General features: G+C 45.3%; 23 protein-coding genes and 1 tRNA gene. 14 read left to right on the forward strand and 10 right to left on the reverse strand.

Annotation, left to right across the window (positions count from 1 at the left end):
• Positions 1–45: 45 nt before the first annotated feature.
• Positions 46–140 (forward strand) — tRNA-Ser (locus ICN44_RS05800).
• Between the two features lie 73 nt (positions 141–213).
• Here the strand turns inward: ICN44_RS05800 and ICN44_RS05805 are convergent.
• Genes ICN44_RS05805 through ICN44_RS05815 form a run of 3 tightly spaced genes read right to left on the reverse strand, consistent with a single transcriptional unit; the run spans position 214 to position 1,554 of the window.
• The gene (locus ICN44_RS05805; protein ID WP_216263089.1) at positions 214–519 is read right to left on the reverse strand and encodes a hypothetical protein; all 306 of its coding nucleotides are present in this window, start codon (positions 517–519) and stop codon (positions 214–216) included.
• A complete protein-coding gene (locus ICN44_RS05810) occupies positions 519–1,040 on the reverse strand; it encodes a hypothetical protein (RefSeq protein ID WP_216263090.1) in 522 nt (173 codons plus the stop codon). The genes ICN44_RS05805 and ICN44_RS05810 overlap by 1 nt, the downstream gene beginning before the upstream one ends.
• A gap of 13 nt (positions 1,041–1,053) precedes the next feature.
• Complete coding sequence (locus tag ICN44_RS05815) at positions 1,054–1,554, reverse strand: hypothetical protein (RefSeq protein ID WP_216263091.1); 501 nt, start codon at positions 1,552–1,554, stop codon at positions 1,054–1,056.
• A gap of 186 nt (positions 1,555–1,740) precedes the next feature.
• Here ICN44_RS05815 and ICN44_RS05820 point away from each other — a divergent pair, with 186 nt between their 5' ends.
• Positions 1,741–3,042, forward strand: coding sequence for an APC family permease (locus ICN44_RS05820; RefSeq protein ID WP_216263092.1), 1,302 nt, complete (start codon positions 1,741–1,743; stop codon positions 3,040–3,042).
• The gene (locus ICN44_RS05825; protein ID WP_216263093.1) at positions 3,015–4,868 is read left to right on the forward strand and encodes a sulfatase-like hydrolase/transferase; all 1,854 of its coding nucleotides are present in this window, start codon (positions 3,015–3,017) and stop codon (positions 4,866–4,868) included. The genes ICN44_RS05820 and ICN44_RS05825 overlap by 28 nt, the downstream gene beginning before the upstream one ends.
• A 79-nt stretch (positions 4,869–4,947) precedes the next feature.
• Here ICN44_RS05825 and ICN44_RS05830 read toward each other — a convergent pair whose 3' ends face one another.
• The 6 genes from ICN44_RS05830 to ICN44_RS05855 form a co-directional block, all read right to left on the reverse strand.
• Positions 4,948–5,496, reverse strand: a complete 549-nt coding sequence (locus ICN44_RS05830) for a hypothetical protein (RefSeq protein WP_216263094.1) — start codon at positions 5,494–5,496, stop codon at positions 4,948–4,950.
• Between the two features lie 64 nt (positions 5,497–5,560).
• A complete protein-coding gene (locus ICN44_RS05835; RefSeq protein WP_216263095.1) occupies positions 5,561–6,385 on the reverse strand; it encodes an SDR family NAD(P)-dependent oxidoreductase in 825 nt (274 codons plus the stop codon).
• Positions 6,386–7,111, reverse strand: coding sequence for an SDR family oxidoreductase (locus ICN44_RS05840; RefSeq protein ID WP_370624880.1), 726 nt, complete (start codon positions 7,109–7,111; stop codon positions 6,386–6,388).
• A 2-nt stretch (positions 7,112–7,113) separates the two neighbouring features.
• Positions 7,114–7,893: a citryl-CoA lyase gene (locus ICN44_RS05845; RefSeq protein ID WP_216263097.1), complete on the reverse strand. Its 780-nt coding sequence runs from the start codon at positions 7,891–7,893 to the stop codon at positions 7,114–7,116.
• Positions 7,894–7,916: 23 nt separating this feature from the next.
• The gene (locus tag ICN44_RS05850) at positions 7,917–9,425 is read right to left on the reverse strand and encodes a class I adenylate-forming enzyme family protein (RefSeq protein ID WP_216263098.1); all 1,509 of its coding nucleotides are present in this window, start codon (positions 9,423–9,425) and stop codon (positions 7,917–7,919) included.
• Between the two features lie 6 nt (positions 9,426–9,431).
• A complete protein-coding gene (locus ICN44_RS05855; protein WP_216263099.1) occupies positions 9,432–10,424 on the reverse strand; it encodes a tripartite tricarboxylate transporter substrate binding protein in 993 nt (330 codons plus the stop codon).
• A 406-nt stretch (positions 10,425–10,830) separates the two neighbouring features.
• Here ICN44_RS05855 and ICN44_RS05860 point away from each other — a divergent pair, with 406 nt between their 5' ends.
• Genes ICN44_RS05860 through ICN44_RS05880 form a run of 5 tightly spaced genes read left to right on the forward strand, consistent with a single transcriptional unit; the run spans position 10,831 to position 12,658 of the window.
• The gene (locus tag ICN44_RS05860; protein WP_216263100.1) at positions 10,831–11,130 is read left to right on the forward strand and encodes a hypothetical protein; all 300 of its coding nucleotides are present in this window, start codon (positions 10,831–10,833) and stop codon (positions 11,128–11,130) included.
• Between the two features lie 23 nt (positions 11,131–11,153).
• Positions 11,154–11,615, forward strand: a complete 462-nt coding sequence (locus tag ICN44_RS05865; RefSeq protein WP_216263101.1) for a Smr/MutS family protein — start codon at positions 11,154–11,156, stop codon at positions 11,613–11,615.
• 48 nt (positions 11,616–11,663) lie between these two features.
• Entirely contained in the window at positions 11,664–12,005 is a 342-nt protein-coding gene (locus ICN44_RS05870) for a YqjD family protein (protein ID WP_216263102.1), read from the forward strand.
• Positions 12,006–12,011: 6 nt separating this feature from the next.
• Complete coding sequence (locus ICN44_RS05875) at positions 12,012–12,380, forward strand: phage holin family protein (RefSeq protein ID WP_216263103.1); 369 nt, start codon at positions 12,012–12,014, stop codon at positions 12,378–12,380.
• On the forward strand, positions 12,377–12,658 hold the full coding sequence (locus ICN44_RS05880; RefSeq protein ID WP_216263104.1) for a YqjK-like family protein: 282 nt from the start codon (positions 12,377–12,379) through the stop codon (positions 12,656–12,658). Before ICN44_RS05875 ends, ICN44_RS05880 begins: the two co-directional genes overlap by 4 nt.
• 3 nt (positions 12,659–12,661) lie before the next feature.
• Here the strand turns inward: ICN44_RS05880 and ICN44_RS05885 are convergent, their stop codons facing one another.
• Entirely contained in the window at positions 12,662–13,183 is a 522-nt protein-coding gene (locus ICN44_RS05885) for an adenine phosphoribosyltransferase (protein WP_255537435.1), read from the reverse strand.
• A gap of 8 nt (positions 13,184–13,191) precedes the next feature.
• Between ICN44_RS05885 and ICN44_RS05890 the strand changes: the two genes are divergently transcribed.
• The 6 genes from ICN44_RS05890 to ICN44_RS05915 all read left to right on the forward strand — a co-directional run bounded on the left by ICN44_RS05890 (position 13,192) and on the right by ICN44_RS05915 (position 19,677).
• On the forward strand, positions 13,192–13,758 hold the full coding sequence (locus ICN44_RS05890) for a 5'-methylthioadenosine nucleosidase (RefSeq protein ID WP_216263105.1): 567 nt from the start codon (positions 13,192–13,194) through the stop codon (positions 13,756–13,758).
• A 152-nt stretch (positions 13,759–13,910) separates the two neighbouring features.
• Positions 13,911–14,399, forward strand: a complete 489-nt coding sequence (locus ICN44_RS05895) for a MarR family winged helix-turn-helix transcriptional regulator (RefSeq protein WP_215322043.1) — start codon at positions 13,911–13,913, stop codon at positions 14,397–14,399.
• Complete coding sequence (locus tag ICN44_RS05900; protein ID WP_216229136.1) at positions 14,396–15,874, forward strand: efflux transporter outer membrane subunit; 1,479 nt, start codon at positions 14,396–14,398, stop codon at positions 15,872–15,874. The genes ICN44_RS05895 and ICN44_RS05900 overlap by 4 nt, the downstream gene beginning before the upstream one ends.
• A gap of 20 nt (positions 15,875–15,894) precedes the next feature.
• Entirely contained in the window at positions 15,895–16,863 is a 969-nt protein-coding gene (locus tag ICN44_RS05905) for an efflux RND transporter periplasmic adaptor subunit (RefSeq protein WP_216263107.1), read from the forward strand.
• 9 nt (positions 16,864–16,872) lie between these two features.
• Positions 16,873–18,405 carry a DHA2 family efflux MFS transporter permease subunit gene (locus ICN44_RS05910; RefSeq protein ID WP_255537437.1) on the forward strand — a complete coding sequence of 511 codons (1,533 nt, stop codon included), beginning with the start codon at positions 16,873–16,875 and terminating at the stop codon, positions 18,403–18,405.
• Between the two features lie 117 nt (positions 18,406–18,522).
• Positions 18,523–19,677, forward strand: a complete 1,155-nt coding sequence (locus ICN44_RS05915) for an alkane 1-monooxygenase (RefSeq protein WP_216263109.1) — start codon at positions 18,523–18,525, stop codon at positions 19,675–19,677.
• Positions 19,678–19,679: the final 2 nt, after the last annotated feature.

Below are 19,679 nucleotides of genomic sequence, written 5' to 3' on the forward strand. Positions count from 1 at the left end.
GCGGTTATCCGTTAAACTGTGGGGCGTTGTAATAGTAAGAAGTACGGAGACGTGGCCGAGCTGGTCGAAGGCACTCCCCTGCTAAGGGAGCATCGGGGCTAAAACTCTGATCGGAGGTTCGAATCCTCTCGTCTCCGCCAAGTACTTAACGATAAAGGGGCTCTGAGCCCCTTTATTTATTCCTCTACCATCCTATATACCTAAAAAACCAGCTTACTTAGCCTGCAATGCTGAGATAGTTGCCTCTAATCTTGATGACGGATTGTCAACAGAAACAGCGGTACTAGCGTTTGGGCTTAAGGTTTTAATCGTTGCCTCTAATCGACTACTAGGATTATCAGCGGGCACAGTAGCGTTGCAATCAGTTTTACATAGACTTTGAATCGTAGCTTCTAACCGCTGTGATGGTGTGACTGTCGCTGCGCTTGAAGTGGTTGAGGATGAGCCACTACCGCCTCCGCAAGAAGCTAAGAGGATGGTGGAACAAGCCAAGAAAAGTTTAAGTGAGTGAGTATTCATTAGTACACGCTATATGAAATAGAAAGCGACTGTCCGTTATTGCCAATACAAGTCCCATTCAAGGTGCTAACAGATAAGTTGCAGGTAAAACTTCCTGTTCCTATATAAAAAGTGGCCACATATCCAGTTGGTGTACCCCCATTTGAATATTGAGTTTGATTATTAATACTAATGGTTGGAATCATGGTCCCTGTCACAGGAATGCTGCCTGTAAACGGACCCAGTTGGGTGAGATTATTTGGATTGATATAGTAAACAAGTGCAGTGCCAGCAATAGAAAAGAAGCCCTCGCTATTTTTTGGGTCAGTAATATTTACTATCATGTACTCAACAGCATTTACTGAAGTAGCACCTCCAGCATAAGGTATTTGAGTTGAATTTATAAAGCCAGCAAAAGAGCTTCCTACGCCACCAAGGCTCCATAGAATTGGACCGGCCACAGATGGAGTGGTAGTCGCAGCCCCGGCCAACATTGGGCATAAAAGAACTGCAGAGAAAATTAAAGTAATTAGTTTTTTCATATTAGGTAGGATTCTAATTTTGGTTATAAATATTAAATGTCTGCCCGTTAGAGTTGGTACAGGGTCCACTTAGACCTTCACTAGATACATTACAAACAATGACAGTTGTTCCTATGTAAAAGGTAACGATGTACCCATATGTATTAGCAGCGTTAGCTCCACCAGAATACAAATTGTTACTAAGAATTGATACCATACTTCCTGTAAATGGAAGTATGGGACCCTGTCCATTAGGATTGGAATACCATGTATTCGCAAACCCTGTAATGGCAAATATTCCCGTGGTGTTCATGGGCTCAGTAATATTTGCCTCAATAGTTTGAACTGTATTGACAGCCTGAGTTCCTCCTCCAGCCTTAGGCATGGTTAAAGCGGACATATTTCCAGCAGAAGTGCTGTAGTTAGTAAAGCCCCAATTAAATGGCCCTATAACGGCGGGGGTAGTAGTCGCAGCCCCAGCCCACATTGGGTATAAAAGAACAGCAGAGGCAATTAAAGTAATTGGTCGTTTCATGGCATTGCTTTCTATCAATGTCGTTGGGGTGTTCCAAATACTAGCTTAAATGCCCAAAGTGGTGTGGCTTCAAATTCCCCAATTTGGGTCATCCATAGCTCAGAAATTCAATGGAACGTTTCCTGTGGTTGCCGCTATCATGAGCTAACGAAATTGCCCAATAGGGTTCAAATAATCTAGGTGCTCATGACTACATCGCCACAAAGCCAAACCCAGAGCTCTAAAAATGTAGGCCTATATTCAGCTATTGCAATGAGTCTTAGCGGCATGATGGGCTCTGGTTTATTTACTGTCTTGGGGTATGCCAACCTCACTGCTAAATCTCATATCCCAATTGCTTTTTTACTTGCAGGTATTGCAGTATTTTTTACCGTGTACTCCTGTGCCAAATTAAGCGCCACATTTCCGGTGGCTGGTGGTCCTGCTGGTTATATAGTCTCAACTTATGGAAATGGCTTCATTGCCGGGTGGATGAACATCTTTCTCTATCTGGGATTTTTAATATCCACTTCGCTCTATGCATCGGGCTTTACCGAATTCATTGTGGTGCTGACAGGAAACATGTTTACCAGCTTTGAACTCAAGTTGATTGGTGGGGCATTAGTATTTATATTTGCTTTAGTAAACCTTCTAGGCGCAAGTATTGTGGGGCTTGCAGGTCTTGTTGCGATTGGGTTGGTATTGATTTCATTGCTTGCCTATAGCGCTGTGGGCATATCTCATCTAGATGCAGCGACACTTGATTTTGGTGTGGGCCCTATTGAGGGTATCGCTATCGCTACTGGCATGCTGTATATTAATTACCAAGGTTTTGCAGTGGTGAGTAGTGCAGCGGATTCGATGGCTGAACCTAAGAAAACAATTCCAAAGGCAATGTATATAGCAGTCTTATTCGTAATCGCTCTTTATGTATTGGTGAGCTTTGTTACGATTCAAGTAACGCCGGTTGACATTATTAAATCTAATCCAAGCAATGTGATAGGTGCCGCAGCAAATCTCTTAATGGGTAAAGCGGGTTTTATTGGTATCGGATTAATTGCTTTACTTTCCTGTGCTGCTGCAGTCAATGCCACAATTTTTACAGCCACCAAGATCCTTGGGGTGGTGGTCACGGAACATGCTAATGCTGCCTGGCTAACAAGAGCGCTCGGACGGGGACAGATGAGACGCCTGCTAGTTTCGGCTGCTATCGTGATTGTCTTGGTATTGGGCTTTCCGCTAGAGATCGTCGGAAAAATGGCCAGCATGGCTTTTTTACTCTTATTTGGTGTGATCACCTATGGTCACATTCGTATTTGTGGCCAAACAGGTGCCAATGCCATAGTTCTCTGGTTTGGACTGGTCATTAACCTAGCGCTATTTATCTTTCTGGTGCTGAACGGAATTCAATCCAACCCAGCCGGTGTTATTGTTCTTGTAATTGCCTTGGCGGCAACCGGTTTGATTCAATATAGATATCAATGTATTCCAAAACTTGGGAGGCAGTAATGGTTGCTGATTCAGATAACAATAACCCAGGCGTAGATAACAATAAGCCTCAGAATCCATCACGCCGTAATCTCCTCACAACAGGAGCAGCAGCAGTCGGAGCAACTTTGTTACCTGTTGGAATGCAAACCGCCCATGCTCAGTCCTATCCAGATAAGCCGCAACCCATTGCGCCTAATAGCCCGCCAGCGGGTTACAACATTCTTTTTGTATTGGTTGATCAAGAGCATTTCTTTCCCAAGTGGCCTATACCCGTTCCTGCACGTGAAGCCATTAAGAAGAAAGCCATCACGTTCACCAATCACCAAGCAGCTTCGATGCAGTGCTCATCTGCACGCTCAGTGATATACACGGGCTTGCACATTCAGCATTCAGGTATTTTTGATAATCTCAATTTCTTATGGCAGCCTGATCTATCTCACAATGTCAAAACCATTGGCCATCGCTTATCTGAATTAGGCTATCACGCTGCCTATCAAGGCAAGTGGCATTTATCCGCCAATATGGATGTCGTTAAAAAAGCATATGACGCGCCAATGGATACTTATCGGAAGATTATTAAATCCTATGGGTTTGATGACTTCTTAGGAGTCGGCGATATCGTTGATCAACAGCAGGGCGGCTATACGTTTGATAAGTTAACCCTTTCATCTGCCATTGGTTGGTTACGTAATGAAGGTCAGGAACTCCGGGCTAAAAAACAACCTTGGTATTTAGCAGTCAATATTGTTAACCCACATGATGTGACCTATGTGAATTCTGATTTGCCTGGCAAGCCAGTGCAGGGCGCTAAACATGCCATGACGATATTGCCGCCACCAACTACTGATTTGTATAAGGCTACCTGGGACAACTATCCTCTCCCTGAAAGTCGTCACCAAGCGCTCGATGCACCTGGCAGACCAAAAGCGCACAAACTCTATCAAGAAATTTGGGATTTACTCATGGGGGTATGGCCAAATGAAGATCGTCGCTGGAGGCTCTTACTAGACTATTACTTCAATTGCATGCGTGACAGCGATGAAAATGTTGCTGCTGTAATGCAAGGTCTTAAAGATAGCGGCATGGAAGATAACACCATCGTCATCTTTACTGCTGACCATGGAGAGTTGGGCGGTACTCATCAAATGCGCGGCAAAGGCACAACAGCTTACAAAGAGCAGAACCATATACCTTTGATGATTATTCATCCAGCCTATCCAGGCGGCAAAGAGTGTCAGGCAATTACTTCACAAATTGACTTGGCAACAACGATATTGGCAATGACGGGTAAAGATCCTCAAAGTATCCAAAAGGCTTCAGAGGGTCTGAAGGGTAAAGATTTAACTCCGTTATTTAAAGAGCCTGAAAAAGCTCAAGTAGATTCGGCAAGACCTGCTTCATTGTTTAACTTCAATATGTTGATGTTTACAAGCTGGTTCTGGGCAGAAAACACCTACTCATGGTTAATGTCTGGAAAATATGACAATAAACAAGCCATTAAGATCTTGAAACAGCACGAACCGAACTTTGCTAATCGAGTGGGTATTCGTAGCGTGTTCGATGGGCGCTATCGTTTCTCAAGATATTTCTCGCCACTGTTTTTTAATACACCAACAACGATGGAAGAAATGTTGGCTAAAAACGATTTGGAGCTATTTGATCTACAAAACGACCCGAATGAGATGAATAATCTAGCCATGGACCCCAAAAAGAATGGTGATTTGATCATGGCAATGAACAAAGTCATGAACGAGCGTATTGCTCAAGAGGTTGGGGTAGACGACGGAAGCTTCTTGCCAATTCGCAATGGCAGGTGGTATTTCCCGAAAGCTAATCAAAGATAGAAATTTATCTAATTTATAGTGCGTATAAATAAAGGGGCCCTAAGCCCCTTTATTGATCTCTACTGCAGTGATTATGCGATCAGTTAAATCCGTTGACCGCCTGCATATAACCTTGAATATATTGTGGCGGCACAAAGAGTTCGGTCTTCATTCCTGATTTGGAAGAAACAGTCAGGATGAAACCCTTCTTCATCTTATCTTTGAGGAATGCCTCAGGTATTTGAATAGAGACCACTTCTCTAAAGATGCAACCTCTATCACCACAAGCACCAGCTTCTCTACCAACCACTTTAAATGTTGTAGCAGGTGTGTTCTCTAGCATTGCAGAATCGTAATAACGCCATTGTGAGAAATAAGTTAATTGTGCGTTGAGCTCATAAGTCTTTGCGCCTTGCTTAGGCTGCTCTGCTCTGAGGCTAAACATTTCATAGGTATTAGCTTCATCCATCGTATTGATTGGAGGGCCCTGATAGGTTTTCCCGCCAGTTGCTGAATTAGGTGTGATGATGGTCGAGTGATAGACATCATTAACTTCCCAGCCACTAATTTTTTTATCATTCATATTGCAGGCAACTAGACCAGCGCTGATTGCTAGCAATAAAACTACTCGATAGATGATGCGATGCATATAAAGCTCCTAGAGAATCATCAAATCATACTATCCCTTGGGATCGGGTCTCGAATTCTGGGGCTTAGACATATTTCCCGGTTAGGCCGCCATCAACCACCAGCTCCGTGCCCGTAATGTAGGCAGCAGCATCTGAGACCAGAAAGGCGCAAGCATTTGCTACGTCCCAGGCTGTGCCAGAGCGTCCCATAGGTACCTGCTTATCACGTGCGGTACGAGCTTCATCAAGACCGTTTTCAGAGAACATCTTTGCTACGGTATGGGCAATACGTGGAGTATCTATTAGGCCTGGCACTACCGTATTGGCCCGAATTCCTTTATCCGCATATTGTTGAGCAATCATCCTAATAAATTGGGTATTAGCAGCCTTGGTAACGCTGTAGGCTAAATGTGGGTAGCCTAAGTAGCGCATACCGGCCACAGAGGAAATGGCAATGATATTGCCGGTACCGCGCGACACCATTTCAGGTAAGACTTCTTGAGCTGCTAGCAATAAGCTCCGCACATTAACTTTATGAATGCGATCAAAATCTTCAGCACTGGTTTCCATTGGTCCGCCAACTTTGCCAATGCCCACGTTGTGGTGCAGAACATCAATAGGACCAAATTGTTTACGTGCTTCGCTAAAAAGTCTTTTCACATCCTCTTCTTCAGAAACATCTCCAACAAAAGTCTGCGCTATACCGCCTTCATCCAGAATAATCTTGGTAGTTTCTTCTGCGGAAGCTTGATCTCGATCGACTACACAGACCTTTGCACCTAAGCGAGCATAGGTAACACATGATGCTCTACCAATACTCCATCCAGGACCTGCAGATCCGCCACCAGAGACGAAGATTACTCGATCAGTGAGATCTGTTGGCAAACCAGGAGGGTGCTTTGAACTCATTTACTGACTCAAGCCAACTGTCATGCCACCACAGACATATACAGTCTGACCGGTTGTATAACCAGCACGTTGATCAAGTAGTGAAGCGGCAATATGAGCCACTTCCTCTGGTTGGCCAATGCGACCAAGCGGCACGCTATCTAAGATGCGTTGCGTAGCAGGTACGCCAGGAGGGTTGGCACTCTGAAAGAGCTCAGTTGCTATCGGGCCTGGTCCAATCGCATTAACCGTAATGCCATCATTTGCGAGCTCTAAAGCCAAAGTGCGAGTCAATCCCAGTAATCCTGCCTTAGAAGTCGCATACGAAATACGCTCTTCTTTACCCAAAGCAGCACGACTAGCAATATTCACAATGCGACCAAAATGAGCGGCTTTCATGGCAGGGAGTACGGCTTGCACGCAAATAATGGCAGCAGCGACATTGACATTCAAGACCGCTTGAAAATCAGCAATAGTGGTTTTCTCAATCGTAGCGGGGCGAACGATACCTGCGTTATTGACCAAGCGAGTAATCGGAAATTTGGAGGTTACCTCAGCCAATACATCACGCAATACTTTTTCATCTGAAATATCTACTTTGACAAAAGTTTCATGCTCAGTAATTTTTACAGGAGACTCTTTATCAAAATTAATGACATGCATGCCATCCGCAATCAGACGCTCCAATATGGCGCGACCGATACCACGGCTAGCACCTGTAACTAATACGCATTCTCTAGAACCCATCATTAGCCAATCTTGTTGGCGCCATCCACAAACGGAATGGCATGTTCAATGGTGTCCCAAATAAAGCGACCGGATGGACTTTGTTGTTCCTCAACAATATGGGCCACTAAGCCAGCAGAGCGAGAGATAACGGCAAAGCCACGCATCACAGCAGTAGGTATGCCAATCTCACCAAGCAGGGCGGCAACGGCACCAGTCGCATTAATCGTAATAGGGCGACCAGCCACCTCATCCACCGCCTTGGATAAAGTTTCTAGCGCACGAATGTGGTCGCCTTTGAGTTCTTTCTCAGCACGGCCCATGTCTAATAGTTTGTAAGCGCGTGGATCTAGCGGCTTATGTAAGTGATGGCCAAAGCCTGGAACGGCACCTTTAATGCTCTTGTAATGTTGCGCAATCAAAAGGGCTTCAGCATATTGGTCTTTAGAAGCAATAATTCGATCTAGCAAGGCAGAGCAATTTTCCATCGTACCGATAAATGAGCTGCCAACAGCCAGCAAGCCAGCCGAGACTGCACCTTGAAGGTTCTCTGGGGCGCTCATATAGATCAAGCGTGTAGCGATTGCACTAGGCGTTAGACCATGCTCCATTAGCACAATGAGTACCACATCAGTAATGCGAATATCAACACCACGAGGCTCTCTACCCAGAATCTGCATCAACATCACTTCGGTAAAGGTTTTCTTGCCCATTAAATCTTCTACCAAATCTGCATCACGATAATGCAAGTTAGTAAGAGTATGTGTGCACAGGCTGGTAACAGGAGTTTTTTTGGTAGTCATAATCTATGAGTATTAAATATTGGCTAAGCGGGCGCTTGAAGTTTTTGAATCACTGCGCTCTTCAGTAACTTACCCACATTAGAGCGAGGCAAGCTTTCATAGAAGTGAACGTGTTTTGGAGTTTGCACTGGTCCAAGAAGATTACGCACAAAAGCAATAAGCTCAGCTTCATCCACTTTTTGTCCAGGGTGTAATTGGACGGCAGCTTGAACGGTTTCACCCCATTTTTCATCGGGGAGACCAAAGACGAGGCATTCATGAACGGCGGGGTGCTGACTTAGAGCATTCTCAACATCCACTGGGTAGACGTTGAAGCCGCCAGTAATCACGATGTCCTTAAGGCGATCCTTGAGATATAAAAATCCACGTTCATCAATCAAGCCACGATCACCTGTATGAAGCCAGCCATCGATAATGGTTTCAGCTGTTTTCTCAGGCATGCGCCAATAGCCATTCATCAGCAGATCACCTCGGGCAACTACTTCACCGATTTCACCGGTAGGTAATAGTTTTCCTTCGGGAGACATGATGCCCACATCACTAAACCAAGTAGGCCTGCCAACAGCCGCCCAGTTGTTGGGATCTTCAAAATCCTCAGGCCGCATTACTGTCAGAATTTGTGGTGCCTCAGTTTGACCATAGGTAGTGCCCAATACTGGACCAAAGAAATCACGCACCTTACGAACCTGTTCTGGAGGCATTGGCGCACCCCCATAAATCAGCCTTCGTAATTTTGGATAATCCTCTCTAGATGCATTAGGTAATGCCATCAACATATAAACAAGGGTTGGCGGCATGAAGCAAACAGTACCGCGTCGTTCACGAAAGGCTGTTCTCACTACTTCAGCGCCTGCACCATCCAGAATCACATGACAACCACCTTGCGCCAAGATGGGAACGATATAGGTAGATGTGCCATGGGTAATCGGAGCAGCAACAACATAGCGCTCATGCTCATCAAATCCCCATACCTGAATCTGATTAGTGATGTTTGCCATCCAAGCGCGGTAGGGCTGCATCACACCTTTAGGTGCCCCAGTTGTGCCGCCAGTAAATTTGATCGCCTGAATTGCGTCTAGAGGTAATTCAAAAGAAGGTTGCGGAGCATCCTCATGCAATTGAATTAATTCATTCATGCTGCGCGCAGAAGCATCAGAATCAGCGCCTGTATAAACCCATGCTCCCGCAGCGCCTTTCAGTAATGCTTGATTGGCGGCATCCAAAATCACAATAGAAGGCTCGGTGACATTAACAATGCGTTGAATCTCAGGGTGGGTGCTCTTAGGGTTCAGTGGTACCCATACCTTGCCGCAAGCCAAAATAGCTAGCAGGGCAGTAATGTGATCATCGCTATTACCCGCGCAAATAGCTACTCGACTCTGTAAAGTTGGATCTAATGCGGTAAGCCCCGCTGCTAGTGCTTTAACACGCTTAGCTAAGGTGGCGTAATGAATCGGGCCACTCGGTGTGTCAATGGCAATGCGATCGGGCCAACGTTGTGCAGCCCTCCAAAAAAAATCAATCGGAAACATAATGAATTATTCGGCTTTAGCGCCAGAAGCCTTCACAACATCCCGCCAGCGCTTCACTTCGGATGCTTCAAATGCCGCCATTTTTTCTGGGGTACCAGGCTCTGGTGTTGCGGCTAACTCTTGCATGCGCTGACGCACCTCAGGTGAGTTAAGTGCTTTATTCAGAGCGGCATTGAGTTGTGTAATGACTGGTTTTGGAGTTCCGGCTGGGGCGACTAATGCAAACCAAGACTGCACATCAAAACCGGGATAGCCTGATTCAGCAATAGTTGGAACATCTGGCAAAAATGGGGAGCGTTGGGCACTAGTCACAGCAATCGGACGAAGTTTTCCGGCCTTAATATGAGGTAATGCAGAGGGTGCGTTGTCAAACATGGATTCCACTTGACCACCAAGCAAATCCGTTACTGCAGGAGCGCTACCTTTATAAGGAATATGCAGCATTTGAATTTTTGCTTGCATCTTAAACATTTCACCGGAGAGGTGAATAGATGAGCCGCTCCCAGAGGAGGCAAAGGTTACGCCATCTTTCGCATCCTTAGCGTAGCGCACGTATTCTGCAAGCGTTTTTACTGGAAGATTTGGGTTTACTACCAAAATATTCGGGATCTTGGCGATCATACCGATCGGCTCAAAATCTTTAATCGGGTCATAGCTTAGATTGGGATAGAGCGTAGCGTTAATCGTATTCGCAATAGAAAAGGCGTAAAGCGTATAGCCATCTGCAGGTGAGCGAGCCACAATTTCAGCGCCAACGTTGCTATTAGCGCCGGGGCGGTTCTCAACCACGATTGATTGACCTAAGGCGTTACCCATTCCAACTGAGACTAGGCGGGTTAATACATCAGTTGCACCACCAGCGGAATAGCCAACAATAATTTTGATCGGCTTAGTAGGCCAGGCAGGGTTAGATTGCGCTAGGGCCGGAATTGAAGCGGCCGTGATGAGGGCAGCAAAAACAGTCAGCAAGCCTTTTTTGGGCGTGAAATGTAAAGACATAGATCTCCTTCAATTGGTAGGGTGCTTTAAGACAGTCTTAAGAAGCCCCAATTTCTTATTTATTCAGTATTTATAACACCAAAGCGGCTTAAACACCCCAATAAGGCCGAAGTCAAGGCGGCGATCCCCAATCCCTTTTATTAGGGTATCTCATTACTAAATTATTACACTTCACAACTTCACAACTTCAGAAGTTGTGATATAGTGTTGGTACTGGGAGATAAAATGAAGAGACAGATACCGAAAACACATCAAGCCTTGGAGTGGGTGGGGAAGGGTATGACCGCTGCTCAAGCAGCCAGAAAGATGCAGATTTCAGAATCCAGTGTGTATGCCGCCCTCAGAAAGACAAAGGCGAAAGAAGTAGGTTGTTGTCCAACGTGTGGTCACAAAATAAGGAACTAAGATGAAAAAGACTCTATTAGCAGCTGTAACAATCTCTGTTGCAGCATTCGCATACGCGAATACATCTCCGTCAGATTCTTCTGAGTTAGTCAATCAGCAGTGCAAGATATCTGCTGAAGCGGTATCCACCTTGAAGGGTCTGCGTTACGGTAACACTTCAATACGCAAGGATGTATCCACATTAATTAACGCGAGCCTCAAGACTCCAGAGAATCGCGAGCTAGCGCAAAAGACCTTGAACCTCATGGTTGACGATAAGACAACAGATATACGGGGTTTAGAGGGTAAGTACTGCTCTTAAGGAGTTCAGTCTGATTCCATAAGGTGGCACATAACGCTGAATGTCCTGACTGCGGAAATATGCGGGCATTGTTTAATCAGTGTCCGCATTGCGGTTCTGTCAATTTACCTATCTTGAGCTCGGACACGATTGAGCTCAATATTAAGCAAGATGGTCCATATGTTGAAGAGGCTCTAGATCGCCTAACGGACATCCTACGAAAATCGCTAGAAGTAGGGATTAAGGCCATCATTTTGATTCATGGATACGGGTCTAGTGGTGAGGGTGGTCGTATTAAGTGGGCGATTCATGAAGCGCTAGAAAATAACCGTTACTCAGATCGAGTTGATGAATACCATTTTGGCGAAGATGTCGCCTATGGTAGCGAGGCCTATCATGCCTTGCTTAGGCGCCGTCCTGGTTTAAAGCGGTATCTCAAGCGCTTTAAGGAGGGCAATGCTGGCATGACAGTTTTATTACTGGGATCTCAGGCTAGAAGTGCTTAGAATAGAAATATTGGCAATTAATGCTTTATCTATTAGGAATCCATTTCCATGACCGCTAAGAAACTCGAACATTCAGATTCGCATGATGATAAGCAAGCTGGCGCAGAAAGCCTGATTGGTGAATTCAAATCGCTGATGGCAGATGCCGAAGCTTTAATCAAAGCAACGGAAGATCATCCAGGTGCTGCTATTAGCTCCATTCGTAATAAAGCCCTAGAAACTCTTGCAGGCGCCAAAGAAAGCCTCTCAGGTGTCGAGGGCAAGATGCTTGATAAAGCGAAGGTAGCGGCTGAAGGTGCAGATGATTTCGTTCATCGCAATCCTTGGGAGGCAGTCGGTGTTGCAGCTGGCTTAGGTTTGCTGATTGGCTTATTCATTGGACGCCGCTAGACCTTTATGTCTCAAGAAAACTTACTTTCCTCCATCAAAGGCCTTGCATCAACTGGTGCATCGATAGCGCAAACGCGCTTAGAGCTTTTATCGCTGGATGTACAAATCGCTAGAAGTAAATTCATCAGCTTGTTAGTGATGATTATTGGGGCCTTATTCTTTTTATTCTTTGGCTTAGTGATGCTGGCATTGCTTATCGTGATTTATAGCTGGGAGACCGATCGCATGATGGCCCTAGGTTTATTGACCACAGCCTTTTTAATAGTTGGTCTGATTCTGGCAGCGCTGATTACACAATCACTACGTACGATGCCTAGACTATTCGAGGCCTCTATTACTGAATTAGCCAAAGATCGTGAAGCGCTTTCAAAATGAGTGAGCATTTAAAAGCTTTAGAGCTGCGCCAACATCAATTGAAGCTTCAGGCGCACCGTGAGCGCGCGGAGTTTGCCGAACATTTTGAGGCTTGGGAAAAGCCGCTCTCTTGGGCAGATAAAGGTATTGATACTGTCAACTTCCTAAGGAGTAATCCGATCCTATGGACTAGTGCATTTGCAGCCTTGGCACATTACAGGCCTAAGCTGGCAAGTAAGGCTCTTGCAGTGGGTTGGGGTGCCGTGAAGGTTATCAAGAGCGTTAAAAAACTGCTCTAGCTTCTAGCTTTTTAATACTGACTGATGGCGAATGCCTGATTGATTTAAAAGATCGCTGCCATTTAGGAAAGTAATTTCTAGCAAGGTGATTGCACCACATACTGCAAAGCCAGCACTACGAATCAATTTATCAGCAGCAACTAAGGTTCCGCCGGTAGCAAGAACATCGTCAAGCAGCAGTACTCTGGCATCCTTAGGTAGGCTAGATTGCTGAATCTCTAAAGCATCATTGCCATACTCAAGACCATAAGCTTCGCGGTGGCTTGCTAAAGGGAGTTTGTTAGGCTTTCTGGCTAGCGCTAAGCCTTTATGTGCATGGTGGGCTAGGGCAGAGCCAAAGATAAAGCCACGAGACTCAATTCCCAAAATGTGGGTGTAATCAAATTGCTGGGCAATCTCATTTAACTGACGAATAGCCTCTTTAAAAGCCGTTGGATTGGCTAATAAGGGCGATATATCCCTAAAAAGAACACCGGGTTTTGGAAAATCAGGAACCCCGGGTAGATAATCTAATAAATTCATCATCGACCAATATGAAAACAGAACTTCTTATTATTACCGCATTAGAGTCCGAGCTCAAGCGTGAAGCGCTACCAAGTGGCGTGGAAATTGTTTATTCAGGCGTTGGCAAAATTAATGCTGCCATAACCAGCATCAAAGCTATTCACCAATACTCACCAAAGAGAATATTGAATTTTGGTACCGCAGGGAAAATCAATACAGAATTACAGGGCCTACTAGAAATCGGCAAGGTAATTCAGCGCGATATGGATACCGAGCCATTAGCTCCTCGCGGCAGCACTCCTTTTTGCACAAGACCACAAGAGTATGTATCTACCGGACAATTTATCTGCGGCTCTGGTGATAGTTTTGTAACTGCATTCGATCCTTGGTTGCATAGCCAAGGGGTTGATGTAGTCGATATGGAGCTATTTGCAATTGCTGCGATTGCACATGATCATCAAATACCTTGGCAATCATTCAAATACATCACCGATGAGGCTAATGAAGACTCTGGGGAAGACTGGCAGGCGAAAGTTCATCTCGGCCAAGAACTTTTTTTGGCGGCTTTAAGTCAAGCTCTTGCTAACGATTCCTAGTTACCTTATTCCTTAATTTGAGCCCAAAATCACCCTAAAAGCACCCAAATAAGGGTTTTTTACCCTCATCAGGTTTGTGGTGATTTCTGCTGAGCCGCCTCGGCAAAATAAGTTCTTGTGTTATAAAATTCATTGACTAGTCAATTAGTTTTATGAAAAATACCAGCCCTTCACCATCCTCTTTCTACACCCCAGATAATTACCGCCCCCAGGGGAGTGTGGCTTATTTGATGTTGCGTAACAAATCAAGCTATCAACGCCTAGGTGATTTGAGGCTGGCAGATCTTGGTATTACTGCAGCGCAGATGAGCGTGTTGCTCCTCGTTTCACATTCTGAAGCGGCTACGATTTCTTCCTTATCGCAAGCGTTAGGAGTTAATGCCGCAGCAACAGTGCGCGTGGTTCAAAAACTGGAAAAGATGAAACTCATACAAAAAGAGCCCTCCAAAAAGGACGGACGTGTAATTGGCCTATCGCTCACTGCTGACGGAAAGAAGGCGGCAATATCGATTCCACCACTGTGGTGCGATCTATTAAATCAGTCATTAAATGGCTTTACGCAAAAAGAATTTGATCAATTACGCGATTTCTTATTGCGAATTGAAAAAAATAATTTACAGCAACTTGAGGTGAGCTCATGAGGCGCTTAGCTTGGGTATGTAGCGTAGTCCTAGTGACGTCCATAGGCTCTCTCCTATCGGCTTGTGCCTTTTTTCCTAGGCAGGCGTTGCCTGAGCAAGCTGCGAAATCTATTGATGTGCTTGAGCCAAAGCTGGCTACACAAACCAATAGCAATAACAGCAGTACTAATCCTATTGAAGATGCATGGTGGACGGCATTTGGTGATCCGCAGTTAAATCAATTGATTCAACTGGGGCTTAAGCAGTCTCCTAGCTTGGATACATCAGGCGCAAGGATAGCGGCAGCCCAAGCGATGTTAGAGAGTGAAAGGGCGGCATTTATTCCTCAGGTAAGTGTTGGAGGTCAGGTTGATCGACAACAACTTTCACAGAATTATATTTTTGTGCCTGGCATGCCTATTTACACCGGATACGGACTAGCCAATGCTTCACTGAGTTGGTCTCTGGATATTTGGGGAAAGCAAAAGAAGTATTTTGATGCCGCCAAGAATCAGGTACTTGTTGCTCAAGCAAATTACAAAGCCTCAGAACTTCTTCTCTCGACAACGATTGTGCGCGTTTATTTTGACTATGACCATATGGTTCAGGCTCGAGCACTTTATGCGAGGGAGCTTGAGGTCAGAAAGAATTTACTGCGTATTGCCATTGACCGCCAGCACGCAGGTCTAGTTGATGCGTTGACAGTAAATCAGCGCAAGGTAGAATTAGAGTCTGCTCAAGCTAATGTAAATCAGTCTAATTTGAGTGTGAAGATGATGCAGCATCAACTTGCTGCTTTGGTTCAAGAGGGCCCATCCTGGGGTGAATCGCTCAAGGCCCCATCGATTCAGGCAACCAATCTTAGTCTCCCCGAAGTTATCCCATCCGATCTATTGGAGCGCAGGCCTGATTTACAGGCATTGTTAAGTCAGATTGATGTAGCAAAGCTGCAATTAGAAGGTGCAAAGTTAGAGTACTTGCCGGACGTGAATCTTGCAGGTTTCATCGGAGTTCAATCATTTGGCTTATCCCAACTTTTTTCTAGCAGAAGTCAGCAATTTAGTATCGGCCCTGCGATAAATCTGCCAATCTTTGATGGCGGCGTAATTGATGCCAACGTAACTGGCAAAGAAGCCAATCGAAACCAAGCGATTGCCTCATATCAGGAGCAACTAGTACAAGCTTTGCGAGAGGTTGCCGATAGCATTGGATCTGTGAAGAATACACAGGCTAATTATGAGGGCTTCGCTAATGCCGAGATAAACGCCAAAAGAAATTTTGAAATTACGCGCAGTAGAAGCGAGGTTGGAATCGCCTCCAAAGAAGCGTCTTTAACTGCGGAGCAGGCTTATCTGTTGCAGGGGCAAAACTATGCAGATGCTAAATCCAAACTGTTAACTGCCAATGTGGTGCTGGTTCAGGCCTTAGGCGGATCTTATCTTCAGTCTAAATCTGAATCTAGAACTCAAGCGAAATTAAGCGGACAAACTCAATAAGTATTTCACTCGGAATATCCATGGACACTACTACAAACAATGGCGGTTTTAATCGACCAAAAGCTTTCAAGATCTTTTTCGCGATCCTGGTTGGCGTCTTTCTTTTAGGACTGCTGTACTGGCTTATTTTTAGCCGTCATTCAGAATCTACTGATGATGCATATGTAGCAGGTTCTCAGATTCAGGTTGTATCCCAAATAGAAGGCGCGATTGCTACTGTCAATGTTTCTGAAACCCAATCTGTCGAGGAGGGCCAAACACTCTTTAGGGTTGACCCTACAGAAGTACTGATTGCATCTGAAAAAGCAGACATTGATTTGCGAAATGCGAATGCAGATTACCAAAAGCGTAAGGTCTTACAGGGCGATGCCAGTGTGTCAAAAGAGGAGCTGGAACACTCTCAGTTGGCCTTGCTAAAGGCGATGGCTAATGCCCGCCAAGCCTACATCAATCTGCTTCGAGTTGATGTTCAAAGTCCAGCTAAAGCCACAATAGCAAAGCGGTATGCTCAAGTTGGCCAGCGTGTAGCTCCAGGCACTCAACTGGCAATGATGGTTGCGGGCGATCAGATTTGGGTTGATGCGAATTTTAAAGAAGATCAGCTTAAAAATATTCGCATTGGACAGTCGGTGAAATTGGAATCTGATATCTACGGAGGCAAGATGGAATTTCATGGCAAGGTAGTTGGCTTTGCCCCTGGAACAGGTTCCACTTTAGCTCTTTTGCCACCTCAGAATGCCACAGGAAATTGGGTAAAAGTAGTGCAGCGCTTACCTGTGAGAATCGCGCTGGATAGTAATGAGTTAAGTAAGTACCCCTTAAATATTGGCTTATCAATGAATGTTAAAGTCGATACTAGTGATCGCGATGGTAGTTCACTGCAGGCGATGGATAAAGGTCCCATTAGTGACACTACTATTTATCAAAAGCAATTTGATAAAGCTGAGCGCCATATTCAGTCTCTATTGACGAACTCTAAGAAGCCATAATTAGCCCTTATGAGTGCGCCTGAGCTAGAGCCTCTTAAGGGATATAAGCTGGTACTTGGAACCTTGGCTTTTGCCTTGGGATCCTTTATGAACGTTCTCGATATGTCCATTGCAAACGTTGCTTTACCAACGATTGCAGGAGATTTTGCTATTAGCCCAACTCAAGGGACCTGGGTCATTACTTCCTACGCAGTTAGCGAAGCTATCTTTTTGCCATTAACTGGTTTTCTAGCCAAGAGAATTGGCGAGGTACGTCAGTTTATCTTTGCCACAATACTTTTTACGATAGCTTCAATGCTGTGTGGGTTGGCGCCATCCTTCGAGGTGCTGGTCATCTCGCGCATCTTGCAAGGCATTGTTGGCGCTTCAATGATTCCGCTTTCCCAAACCTTGATCATGAAATGTTATCCGCCAGCAAAGCGGGGTATGGCATTGGGTATTTGGGCGACAACTACCATAGTGGCGCCTGTATTAGGGCCCTTAATTGGTGGCTGGCTTACCGATAATTTGGTGTGGCGTTGGGCTTTCTATATCAATTTGCCATTTGGCATTTTGGTTGCTGTGATGGTTTACTGGTTGTATGGGGCTCCAAAGCCTGAGTCCTCTAAAGAGAAAATTGATCTTATTGGCATAGCACTACTAGTTGCTGCTGTCGCCTCGATGCAAATTGCACTTGATAAGGGTAGTGAATTAGATTGGTTGTCATCATCATTCATTGCAACTTTAGCAACGATCTCCTTTATCTCTTGGGTCGCCTTTGTTCTCTGGGAGTTGGGGGCAGAGCACCCCATTGTGGATTTGCGCTTATTTAGGCTGGTGAACTTTCGTACCTCTGCCATCTGCTTGGGGATAGGATCTTTTGCCTTTTACATCTACATTGTGATCGGCCCTTTATGGCTGCAAACCCAATTGGGCTATACCGCATTTAACTCTGGCAAGGTCATGGCAATCACTGGAGTATTGGCTTTATTTTGTGGCCCTTTATTTGGGGCCAATATCCATCGTATTGACGCGAGAATCATTGCCACTATTGGATTTGCCGCCATGGCAATTGGGTGCTGGATGGCTGCCGGCTTTACAACTGGCGTCGACGAAAAAACGCTAATGTTTGCTCGCCTCATTATGGGTGTGGGTATTGCAGGATTCTTCATGCCAATGTCTGCAATTTCTATGTCACAGCTCAGGGGGAGTCAAATTGCTTCTGGTACGGGTATCTCTAACTTTTTAAGAAACGTGGGTGCCAGTGTAGGAACAGCGGTTGCCACTACGCTCTGGCAGGACAATGCGATTAGACAGCATGAGAACCTCATGAGCAATATTCAGACGGGGAATCTTGCATACCAACAATTGATGGAAACAACTGCCAAACTCGGCATGACAGAAATGCAACGATACGCCTTGATCGATAACTTGGTTACCTCTCAGGCCTACATGCTTTCAACCAATCAGCTAATGCTATTGGCAGGACTCATTCTGGTAGCGCTGATGCCCCTAATCTGGCTATCCAAACCTCCCTTTGGATCAGGCCTTATCGGTCACTAATAGGGCTTTCATGCTACCTCTTCATTAGGGATTCTACTGAGATGCTCCGAACACTGCATCCCAAAAGGCGGGCCATCCAATCAAGCAATTTTTGTGAGTCGAGGCTAAGATGTAGTTATGAATGGCATAACAACAACCCAAAATCCAGAGTGGAATGATAAGCGCTGGCTTTGGTTATTGAGCCCAACCATTCCATTTGCTTTTACCGCTTCTATTCTGGCATTCGTATTGACGGGTCAGTGGCTTTATTTGCTTTTTGCCCCCGCCATCATTCATATCGCCATCCCTATCTTAGATCTGACTTTTGGTGAAGACTTTAGCAATCCTCCGGAATCCGCTGTCGAGAGCTTAAATAAAGATTTCTTTTATCGCGCGCTGGTTTGGCTTTATGTTCCCCTTCAGCTCATTGGCACAGTCTATGGAACTTGGCTGGCAGCGACTCAGTCTTTAGATTGGTATGCCTACATCGCCTTAGTATTTACCGTGGGATCTACCAATGGTATTGGTATAGGAACTGCCCATGAACTTGGGCATAAACAAGATTCAATTGACCGCTGGCTTTCTAAATTAGCATTAGCTTCCAGTATGTATGGCCACTTCTTTGTTGAACATAATCGCGGTCATCACAAACGGGTGGCAACCCCAGAGGATCCCGCTAGCGCTCGTATGGGAGAGAGTTTTTGGGTATTTCTGCCGCGCACTGTATTGGGTAGCCTATATTCAGCATGGGAATTAGAGCGAGAACGCTTAAAAAGAAAAGGTAAGGGCGTTTGGAGTATCCAGAATGAAAATCTCCAAGCTTGGTCTCTCACCATTCTCTTGTATGGTGCTCTCATGCTTTGGTTGGGATGGGCAGCCCTGATCTTTCTTGCCCTTCAGGGCATCTACGCTGCCTCCATGTTGGAGGTTGTGAACTATGTAGAGCACTACGGACTATTGCGTCAAAAAGATCAAGATGGTGAGTACGTGCGCTGTGCACCAGAGCACTCTTGGAACAGCAACCATATAGTTGGAAACATTTTGCTGTATCACCTACAGCGTCATTCTGATCATCACGCACATCCAACTAGACGATATCAAGCGCTGCGACATTTTGATAAAGCACCGCAATTACCGGGTGGGTATGCATCCATGATTACCTTGGCTTACTTTCCACCATTATGGTTTGCCTTGATGGATCATCGTGTAGTGAAACACTACACTGGTGATCTAAGTAAAATAAATATTCAGCCATCGGCCAGCAGAAAGCTATATCAGCGCTGGTGCAATTAAGG

It is taken from the genome of Polynucleobacter sp. JS-Fieb-80-E5, from assembly GCF_018882015.1.
Classification (GTDB): Bacteria; Pseudomonadota; Gammaproteobacteria; order Burkholderiales; family Burkholderiaceae; genus Polynucleobacter.